The sequence below is a fragment of the Methylocaldum sp. 14B genome, assembly GCF_002005105.1.
In the GTDB taxonomy this organism is placed as follows: domain Bacteria; phylum Pseudomonadota; class Gammaproteobacteria; order Methylococcales; family Methylococcaceae; genus Methylocaldum.
The window spans coordinates 56,341-65,347 of sequence record NZ_MSCV01000039.1; the positions used below are offsets into that span (position 1 = coordinate 56,341).

9 protein-coding genes are annotated in these 9,007 nt (G+C 60.2%); 5 read left to right on the top strand and 4 right to left on the bottom strand.

What is annotated here, in order from left to right; genetic code table 11:
* Positions 1-169: 169 nt before the first annotated feature.
* Positions 170-1,645 carry a glucose-6-phosphate dehydrogenase gene (gene zwf / locus B2A78_RS22215; protein WP_077732239.1) on the bottom strand — a complete coding sequence of 492 codons (1,476 nt, stop codon included), beginning with the start codon at positions 1,643-1,645 and terminating at the stop codon, positions 170-172.
* A 428-nt stretch (positions 1,646-2,073) separates the two neighbouring features.
* Between zwf and B2A78_RS22220 the strand changes: the two genes are divergently transcribed.
* Positions 2,074-2,322 (top strand): hypothetical protein, encoded by a 249-nt coding sequence (locus B2A78_RS22220; RefSeq protein WP_077732240.1) that lies wholly within the window; start codon positions 2,074-2,076, stop codon positions 2,320-2,322.
* A gap of 108 nt (positions 2,323-2,430) precedes the next feature.
* On the opposite strand, the gene B2A78_RS22225 is transcribed toward B2A78_RS22220, so the two are convergent.
* Complete coding sequence (locus B2A78_RS22225) at positions 2,431-3,144, bottom strand: hypothetical protein (RefSeq protein WP_077732241.1); 714 nt, start codon at positions 3,142-3,144, stop codon at positions 2,431-2,433.
* A 27-nt stretch (positions 3,145-3,171) separates the two neighbouring features.
* Complete coding sequence (locus tag B2A78_RS22230) at positions 3,172-4,080, bottom strand: alpha/beta fold hydrolase (protein ID WP_077732242.1); 909 nt, start codon at positions 4,078-4,080, stop codon at positions 3,172-3,174.
* A 490-nt stretch (positions 4,081-4,570) separates the two neighbouring features.
* Between B2A78_RS22230 and B2A78_RS22235 the strand changes: the two genes are divergently transcribed.
* The 3 genes from B2A78_RS22235 (at position 4,571) to B2A78_RS22245 (ending at position 7,628) form a co-directional block, all read left to right on the top strand.
* A complete protein-coding gene (locus B2A78_RS22235; protein WP_077732243.1) occupies positions 4,571-4,999 on the top strand; it encodes a PRC-barrel domain-containing protein in 429 nt (142 codons plus the stop codon).
* Positions 5,000-5,109: 110 nt separating this feature from the next.
* On the top strand, positions 5,110-5,667 hold the full coding sequence (locus B2A78_RS22240) for a DUF308 domain-containing protein (protein ID WP_077732244.1): 558 nt from the start codon (positions 5,110-5,112) through the stop codon (positions 5,665-5,667).
* Positions 5,668-5,990: 323 nt separating this feature from the next.
* Positions 5,991-7,628, top strand: a complete 1,638-nt coding sequence (locus tag B2A78_RS22245; RefSeq protein ID WP_077732245.1) for a reprolysin-like metallopeptidase — start codon at positions 5,991-5,993, stop codon at positions 7,626-7,628.
* A 138-nt stretch (positions 7,629-7,766) separates the two neighbouring features.
* Here B2A78_RS22245 and B2A78_RS22250 read toward each other — a convergent pair whose 3' ends face one another.
* The gene (locus B2A78_RS22250; RefSeq protein WP_077732250.1) at positions 7,767-8,159 is read right to left on the bottom strand and encodes a diacylglycerol kinase; all 393 of its coding nucleotides are present in this window, start codon (positions 8,157-8,159) and stop codon (positions 7,767-7,769) included.
* 400 nt (positions 8,160-8,559) lie between these two features.
* Here B2A78_RS22250 and B2A78_RS22255 point away from each other — a divergent pair.
* Positions 8,560-9,007: SulP family inorganic anion transporter (locus B2A78_RS22255; protein ID WP_143735284.1), on the top strand; the 448-nt coding region annotated here is incomplete at its 3' end.

Here is a 9,007-nt window from a genome sequence, read left to right on the forward strand (position 1 = left end):
CGGATGTCGTCGCTGGCCGGGAAAATCACCCAACTTGCTCTGCAAGCCGTTCATTCGGCAGCCTTTGCGGCTTTGCCGTCCTTGATGGCGGTGCATCGCCGTGGAATTCGCCGGAATCGTTTGCAAGCACGGGGGCTCGCATCCGCAAAGCGGTTCTTCAGCCCCGGTCTCAATCGTCCTCGTGCCAGCGATGGCCGCTGCGCGACAGCAGTTCCGCAGAGGCGGCGGGGCCCCAGGTGCCGGCTTTGTAGGCTTCCGGACCTTTGGGATCGGCGGCCCAGGTATTGAGGATCGGTTCGACCCAGCGCCAGGCCATCTCCAATTCGTCCTGGCGCACGAACAGCGATTGGTTGCCTCGGATGATATCGAGCAGGAGACGTTCGTAGGCTTCTTCGCGGCGTTCGCTGAATTTGCTGGTGAAATCGAGGTCCAGGGAGACCGGCCGCAATTCCATCGAATGGCCTGGCCGCTTGGCGTTCAGATAAAGGCGGATCGATTCGTCAGGTTGAAGGCGGATGACCAGTTTCGCCGGGGCGCGGGACCCGTTGCGGGGCAGCGGAAAGATGTGGTGGGGCACATCGTGGAAATGGATCACGATGTCGGCCAGGCGGGTGGGCAGGCGTTTGCCGGTGAACAGGTAAAACGGAACCCCGGCCCAGCGCCAGTTGGCGATTTCCGCCTTGATGGCGACGAATGTTTCGGTCTTGCTGCCGGCGGGGACGCCGCTTTCTTCGAGATAGCCGGGCACCGCCTGGCCGCCGCAAATGCCGGCGCGGTATTGGCCGCGCACCGTGTTGACCTGGACATCCTCCGGGGTGAAGGGTACCAGGCATTCCAACACCTTGAGTTTTTCGTTTCGGATCGCGTCGGAGTCGAGGCTGGAAGGCGGTTCCATGGCCACGAAGCAGAGCAGCTGCAGCAGATGGTTCTGCACCATGTCGCGCAGCGCGCCGGTACCGTCGTAGAATCCGGCGCGACTGCCGATCCCGACTTCCTCGGCGATGGTGATTTGGACGTCAGTGATCCATTGCCGGCGCCACAGCGGTTCGAACAGTGCGTTGCCGAAACGCAGCGCCATCAGGTTTTGTACCGATTCCTTGCCCAGGTAGTGGTCGATGCGGTAGATCTGCTTTTCCTGATAGTGGCGGCCGACCGCCACGGTGATGGCGTTGCTGGAAGCGAGATCGTGGCCCAGGGGTTTTTCCAGCACCACCCTGGAATTTGGCCCGTTGAGTTTCTGCCGTGCCAGGCTTTCGCAGATCATGGAGAACAGCGACGGCGCCACCGACAGGAAAAAGACGTTCACTTCGGCCGGGGTTCTTTCGAGCAGGGCCTTCAACGCGGCATATTCTTCCGGATTCTCGGCGTCGATCCTTTCGTAGATCACCCGCCGACGGAAGGCTGCCCAGATTTCGTCGTCCCAGTCGGCCTTCGGCAGGAATTGTCGGGCCTTTTCCTCGGCGATCGCGCGATAGTCTTCCACGGTATAGTCTCGCCGTCCGAGACAATAGAAATAGCCGGCATCTCCCAGCTGGCCGTTCTTATAGCTCTGGTACATCGCCGGCAACAACTTGCGCATCACCAGATCGCCGGTGCCGCCGAAAAAAACCAAGTTGAAGGATTGGGGGAAAGGGAGCTCACTCATTGTTTGAATCCTCGTAGGCCGGGTAGGGTTACAAGAGGGACACGCAAAAAAGTCGGTCAAAGCAAATCCCGCCCCTTGCCAGCCGGGATCGGGGGTCTGATGCGACTTTCAATCTACGAGCGATGGCCAAAATGCGCTTTCGCGATTTTGCGCCAGGCACAATGAGTATACCGCGCATGGCACCGCTCCCTGGCGGACAGCGTCGGCAAGAAATTATAAGAAATTCAACCGTCTAATGCGGAGTCTGGGCCTGGATGGTAAGGGGCCTTGCCGTAGATGTCAACGTAGCTTCCGGTTTGACAGATTCGCGCTCGAACCTTCTGCAGCCGTTGAAGTCGTATTTCTAACTTGGCTCATCCCCAGTCCGGGGAGTCAAGCGGTCCTGATATTGCGGCGGCAGCAGGTCGCCCGGTTGTTGGAGAATCGTCATGGCTCATGAAGAACGACCGAAGTCACCTGAATCCACGGAGTCGAACGGTCCGGGTGGAGCGGGGGCGGGTAGGCAGCCCGTTGAACCGGCGACGGAGCATGAAAAGAAAGAGGAAACTGCCTCTTCGCCGGCAGGCAAAGCCGATTCGTCCGGTCGGCAGACTCGCAAGGCTGACGTCAACATCGCACCCGAATCGCGTGTCGGGGCGGCCGGGGCGCGCGAGGACAGCGAAGCGGGAGGCGCTTAAATGTCGGGCAAGTACCGCTTCATCGACCGACGCACCGCGTCTACGGCGGTTTCAGGTCTCGGACCAAGCGTTCCTCATCATCCGCATCGGGCTGTGTTGCGAATTCCTTTAGGCGGACACTTTGGGAACACGAGTGGCGGACTTCTCTTGCGGCAGCCCGCCCAGCCGAAGCAGGGATGAAGCCGAGGGAAAAAAGAACGGTGTTCCGCTCGATCGATACTCTTCATAGGGTTCGCCGTAGGCCGCTAGCAAACGGGCTTCCTCGTGTCGCGAACCCAGATAGGCATAGGCTGTGGCGACCAGATTGAATGCAAGGCCGTTCGCCGTCAGACGCGGTGTCAGCCAAAGGACCGGCACGGCCAAGGCATTGAGCGGATGCCGCATCAAGCGGAACGGGCCTTCTGCCTGCATTCTCCCGTCCGAACCGAGAATGGGGCCTTGAGCTTCGGGTTCCGGCGGCAATAGGTGAGCTCCGTTCCACCAAGCCTTCAGGCCCGGCAGACCCAGCATTCTCGCGGGACCGATCTGACCGACGGCGGCAGCGGCGTAAGCGCTGATTCCGAGGCGGAGCAGCCGTATCAAGGTGGCTGGAGGGCCTTCCAGGGCATAGAGGGTCCTGTCGGGGAGTCGCTTGATGTATCGAGCGAGCATGGCCACCGAGGCGAACGAGGTCGCCACGTAAAAGGGACGATACCAGACCCGTCGCCGGCGTTCGCCGATGAGGTTTGCCGCTGTTCGCTTGGCGGGGTGGCTGGCTAAGAGGCTGTGCACCGCACAAAATGCCAGCGTAGCGACCGCTGTTCGTGCAACGTGTTTCCACATACGCATTCCTCCTGTCGGTGTTTCATTTTAGGCGCGGGAATTCGCCGCACGGGTCGGCTCCGGTCGTTCTGCATCTGCCATTTGCAGAAACCGGTTCAAGGCCGCCGCCACACGTTGCGGTTGCTCGACTTGAGCGGTATGGCCGCAGCCGGGTAGAACTTCCAGCCGCCCACAGGGTAGACGTTCCACTGCGGATTTGCCGTGCCGAACCGGGAAAATCCGGTCGCCATCGCCCCACAGCACGAGTGTCGGCATTTTCAGCCTATGGAGTTGGTCGAGCACGATTTCGGATTCGCGCTGCCCCCATAAGGTATTGGCGGCCCGGAGGGTGAGCAGAGTAGCCTCCAAATAGCCCGGGAGCAGGGCCATCCGAAAGAGCCGGTCGTACCAGGCCCGCGGTATCGACCAAGGCTTGGCGAACAGCAGTTGCGACAGTCCGACCGACCACTGCCACGCCCCGAGAGGAGTCTTGCACCAGGCTGTGAGGAATTCTCCGGTTCCGGGCACGATCTGACCGCATATCAAGGGGTTTATCTCATGCCCCAATCCGGCGCTGCTGATGAGCGCCAAGGTGGATACGCGTCCCGGATGTCGAAGCGCCAAGTTCACGCCAATCAGCGCGCCAATCGAATTACCGATGATGCTCACGCGCTTCAGGCCAAGCTGATCGAGAAAGGATACGACGAATGCCGCAAGACAAGCGGGCGAATAATCGATGCGCGGCTTATCGCTGCCGCCGAATCCCGGCAGGCTTGGCGCGTAAAGGGTATGGGCGGATGCCAGGAACGGCATGATCCAGCGCCATGTATGAGCACTGTCCGCCGTCCCGTGGAGCAATAACACCGGCGAACCCCGCCCCGCCGCCAAATATTCGGTGGCAATAGGTCCGTGGGAGGTGCTGACGGTCAGCTGGTATTCCTGAGGGGTTCCATCCACGATGACGAGCCTAGGTCTAAATCGTCTAATTTACGCGATGGCTCCATCGCTGCCCATTCGGAGTAATTCCTATAGCGGCGGAGAGCATTGTGCGAAGAGACCCTGATCCAGGGCCGCTCGATGGCGAATCCGCCGATCCCGCCACATAAGCTAAAGAGCAAAGACGCAAGCGGTTCGGTATCGAAATTGCGGCCGAGTAGGAGGGGATTTTTCCCGCGGAGACCGTGTCAGATTTAGGATCAGGCACGGCTATCCGGAAATCGATCGGGATAAACACGGAGGATGATGTGCCGACCGTGCAAGCAGCCGGTGTTCATCGCAATGGTGTTCACGGGATTCTGATCGATGAGGAAGCGCCGCTGACTGGGGCAAGCCGGTATAGGAAAAGGTTGCTCCCAGCCGCAAGGCCAGGCACGGACTGCGCCGTCAGTGTTTGCTGTCGCACCCAGCCGAGCATGTTGAAAAACCCGTAATTATCAGGAGTGAAGTTATGGAACTCAAACTTGCAAGAACCCTTGTCCTGTCCACACTTTGCGGCTTCGTGTGGGCCGCCGGATCTACCGCACAGCCACAGGAGGGCGCGCCGGTTGCGGGCGAGGCCACGTTTGGCACGACGGTCATCCAGCATGAACTCATCGCCAGGGGCTGGCGGGCCTCGAAGCTGATGCGCGCGAATGTCTACAACGAGAACAATCAGAAAATCGGCGCAATCGACGATTTCATCGTGAGCCCCGATGGATCTTTATCGGTCGCGATCGTGGATGTCGGCGGTTTCTTGGGTATGGGGGCTCATCGTGTCGCCATACCGGTACAACAGTTTCAACCTATCGGGGACAAAACCGACGTATCCAAACTCGTTCTGCCTGGAGCCAGCAAGGACGCGTTGAAGGCGTTGCCCGAATTCAAGTACACCCGGTAACCGCAATACCGGCGCGGGAGCGGTGTTCCAGCCGCGGATGACGCTGGATTGCCGATATCCGCGGCCTTCCGCGCGATCTTTTGAATCGGCAGCCTGAGTGAGGACACATCATGAGGGAATTACTTGAGCAAGCTTGGTGGATGCTCGCCGTAAGGGGGATCATTGCCATTCTCTTCGGCGTTCTCGCCCTTATCTGGCCCGGCCTGACGCTATTGTGGCTGGTTGTCCTGTTTGCGGTTTATGCGTTTATCAGCGGCGGGTCGGCGGTCGCCGCCGCCATGACGAACAGGAAAAGGGACGAAACCTGGTGGTTGATCCTGCTGTTGGGTCTGGTCAGCATCGGCGCCGGGGTAATCGCCGTTATTCATCCGGCCCTGACGGCGCTGGTGCTCGTGCTCCTCATCGGCGCAAACGCGTTGGTGACGGGCGTGCTTGACGTGGCGACGGCTATTCGTTTGCGCGAGGTGATCGAGGGCGAGTGGTTGCTGATCCTGGAGGGGGTTGTCTCCATCCTGTTTGGCGTTCTGGTGTTCCTGTTTCCCGGAGCCGGCGCATTGGCTCTGATCTGGCTCATCAGTTTTTACGCGCTCGTCACCGGAGCTCTGTTGCTCACGCTGGCTCGTCGTGCGCGTGCGTGGGTGAGGAGCGAGGCCTTGCGGCACGCCTGATCGATGCGCCTGTTGAAACCCGCGCATCGTCTCGCCGGCTTCCGTAACGCCGCACCTAAGCAAGCCCCGACAAGCAATGTCGCCGTTCTTTGAGAAATGTCGATCAGTTCGATGGACTTCGCACTTTCGGTTCCGGGGCGCGCCATGGCTGATCGGCTTTTCCGGCTTGAACGGACCGATCAATCTCTTACCGCGCAGCGGCTATCCCTGATACGCGGAATCCTCTCCGGGAAATGCAGATGGCGTTCCTATTGACCTGCACTTTTGTGTGTTTGTAGCATCGGTCAATCGTTTCGGGTAAGTGCAAGCTTTCGGAGGGATCCATGACATCGCGGCTCAAGTCGGTCCTATTGGCTTTAGGAATGGGGACTGCGGCATTTTTTGCGGCATCCGTCGAGGCGGATGAGTCCAACCGTGGTTCGGTGATCGAGGCATCGACCGCTCTGACCATCGACGCGAATGGACTCCATCTCGCAGCGCACAATCGCAGGTTGGATACGCTCCTGGCCGAGCTGGCGCAGAACAGCGGGATTGAGTTCGTTCGTCCGCAGGGCTTGGAGGATCATCCGGTCACGGCAAGGGCCGATGCGGCCGACTGGGCGTCGATTATTCGGGCGGCGTTGCAGGGATTCAACCATGTGGTCCAGTTGAACCGGGCCGGGACGATCGAACGTGTCGTCATCACCGGGCTCAACGGCGACGGGGCGGATTCGGCGGTGCCCGGTCCGAGCCTTTTCACTGAGGTCGGCGCGGTGAAGAATTCGACCCGGAACACTCTTCCCCCCGACTTGGCCCAACTGCCCCGGAAAGCAGTTCGACCTATCCGCCTCGATCGGGCGCGAATGATGGCGATGAAGTTTGGCGAGGAATTGCCGTTGAGCCTGCCGAGCGGACAGCAGGCGTTCGTTCACGACAACCGCTACGCCCACGAAAACGGTGATATTACCTGGGTCGGATATCTCAAGGCCGACGGTCAGGCTTTTCGTGCGGTGATGACCTTCGGGGAGACTGGTGTCCAGGGGCAAATCTCGACGCCCGAGGCGCTTTATCAGATCGAGCCCGGCAGCGGGCTGCACCAGTGGCTGGTCGATATTCAGGCGGCGGGACTGAGCCATTCGCCGCATCACAGCCCGGAACCGGTTCCTGCTTGGACGTCTGGGCCGGCTATCCAAGGCGACAAACCCGAAGACCCAGAGGCCGCCCAAGCGGCAGACGCCGCGTCCGGCGGACCAACGGCAAATCCCGACAGCGGCGCTTCGACGCCGACGACCATCGACCTGCTGGTGCTTTACACTCCCAAGCTCGCCTCGGGCAAGGCGATCACCCGCATTAACCAGTTGATCGCGCTGACCAATCAGTCCTTTGTCGATAGCCGAATCGCAATCAGTCTGCGGCTGGTGAAATCTTTGCGGGTCGATTATCCCGAAGCTGTCGACAATGGGACGGCATTGCGCGATCTGACGCTCGGCCGAGGCGTTTTTCGGAACGTCGTCACCTGGCGGCGGGAATCCGGCGCCGATCTGGTCACGCTGATCCGACCGTTCGAACACACTGCCCAAAAGGGCTGCGGCAGCGCCTGGCTGAACGGGGCCGATGGACAGCCGCTTTCGTCGAATCACGCGTTTTCGGTCGTCAACGATGGCCGAAGCGGCCTGTATTACTGTTCGGACTACGCGCTGGCGCACGAGTTGGCGCATACCATGGGAAGTGCGCATGACCGCGTCCATGCGGGTGTCGGAGGTGTTTTCCCCTATTCCCATGGGCATAGCGTTCCGGGATCCTTCGGGACGATCATGAGTTATACCCACCCCCGGTTGGGTCTTTTCTCCAATCCACATATCTCGCAGTGCAGGGGCGCGCCGTGCGGGCTGGACGCCTCCGGTCCCGCAGCGGCCGACAATGCCCAATCGCTAAACGCGGTGCGCGCTCTCGTGGCGGGCTTCAGGCCGGCCGTTCGCTAGAGCGTTTTCAGATCGGATGTAGGGCGACTTGGGCGCTTTACATCTCCCTCGAGAAGCGATCCGACTCGTCGTCGGAAAACGATTCGGGCTCATGGCTAGACACGCCAGCTTGCTTCGGCCCGAACCGCTGCCGGCGGTTCAATCGGGATAGACTAAGTACCAGATTCGGCTGACCTCGGTCAGGAAGACCACTAGCCACATCAGTATGCTGATTCCGGCTGCCGCCGCCGCGATGTCCTTGATGACCTTGATTTTGAAGTTTTCCCGGTCCTCCACGAAATCGCAGAGTGCCTCGATAGTGGTGTTGAGCATCTCGACGATCAGCATCAGGCCGGTTGTCACCATGACCAAAAGAAAGTCGATCCACTGACGGAAATAGAAGCACACGGAGAGGACGATCACGGACAAGACGACTTTGTAGGCTACGCTAAAATCGTAGAAGATGGCGTAGCGCAATCCCGACAGCCAAACCTTCAATTTCCGGAGCGGGCTGTAGCCTTCTTCGCCGGTACCGAAAAATTTGTGGCGCATTTTTCTTAGATCGTGTCGATGTTCGCTTTGGTTCCGAAGCGTCGCCGCTGAAAGGTTGATGAAAGGTTCGGACGATAGAATGGCGATCAAGTACGCTCGCGCCAGCGTGGGGTAGTCCGTAGAACGGTGCGTCGCGGCTATGGCTGTTGTCGTAGCCGCTGCGATTCGATCTTGCTGCAGCTACCGGGGTGTTCCCCTTTCAGCTCGAATTCGCCATAGGGATATGATTTGGTGGGATGCATCAGTGCTTGATTCGCCTTCCGAGCACACTCGTCCGGATTTATACGGCGTTACAGCGCGCCGAGAGCGGAGCCGGCGGATGGGGTCGTCTCCATGGAAAGGGCATAGCGCCCCATCGGACTCTGCGAGCTGATTTACCCGAACAACGAGGTGCTGCCTAATGATACATAAGCATTTTCACTATTATCTGAGCCATCTGCGGAACGACATTCCGGCGGGCGTCGTCGTCTTCCTGGTCGCCCTGCCGCTGTGCCTGGGGATCGCACTCGCCTCGGGCGCCCCGCTGTTCGCCGGCATCATCGCGGGCATCGTCGGCGGCGTGGTGGTCGCCTGGGCAAGCGGCTCGCAACTGAGCGTCAGCGGCCCGGCCGCGGGGCTCACCGTGATCGTGTTCAACGCCATCGACAAGCTGGGCAGCTTCCAAGTCTTTTTGCTGAGCGTCGTCCTCGCCGGCGGGCTGCAACTGCTCCTGGGCTTTCTCCAGGCCGGGGTCATCGGCGCCTACTTCCCCTCGGCCGTGATCAAGGGCATGCTGGCCGCCATCGGCCTGATCCTGATCCTCAAGCAAATCCCGCACGCGGTCGGCTACGACGCCGATTTCGAGGGCG

Excerpts from the sequence above, each read along its gene's own strand:
- zwf (WP_077732239.1), bottom strand. The coding sequence starts at position 1,645 with ATGAGTGAGCTCCCTTTCCCCCAATCCTTCAACTTGGTTTTTTTCGGC.
- B2A78_RS22220 (WP_077732240.1), top strand. The coding sequence starts at position 2,074 with ATGGCTCATGAAGAACGACCGAAGTCACCTGAATCCACGGAGTCGAAC.
- B2A78_RS22225 (WP_077732241.1), bottom strand. The coding sequence starts at position 3,144 with ATGTGGAAACACGTTGCACGAACAGCGGTCGCTACGCTGGCATTTTGT.
- B2A78_RS22235 (WP_077732243.1), top strand. The coding sequence starts at position 4,571 with ATGGAACTCAAACTTGCAAGAACCCTTGTCCTGTCCACACTTTGCGGC.
- B2A78_RS22240 (WP_077732244.1), top strand. The coding sequence starts at position 5,110 with ATGAGGGAATTACTTGAGCAAGCTTGGTGGATGCTCGCCGTAAGGGGG.
- B2A78_RS22245 (WP_077732245.1), top strand. The coding sequence starts at position 5,991 with ATGACATCGCGGCTCAAGTCGGTCCTATTGGCTTTAGGAATGGGGACT.
- B2A78_RS22250 (WP_077732250.1), bottom strand. The coding sequence starts at position 8,159 with ATGCGCCACAAATTTTTCGGTACCGGCGAAGAAGGCTACAGCCCGCTC.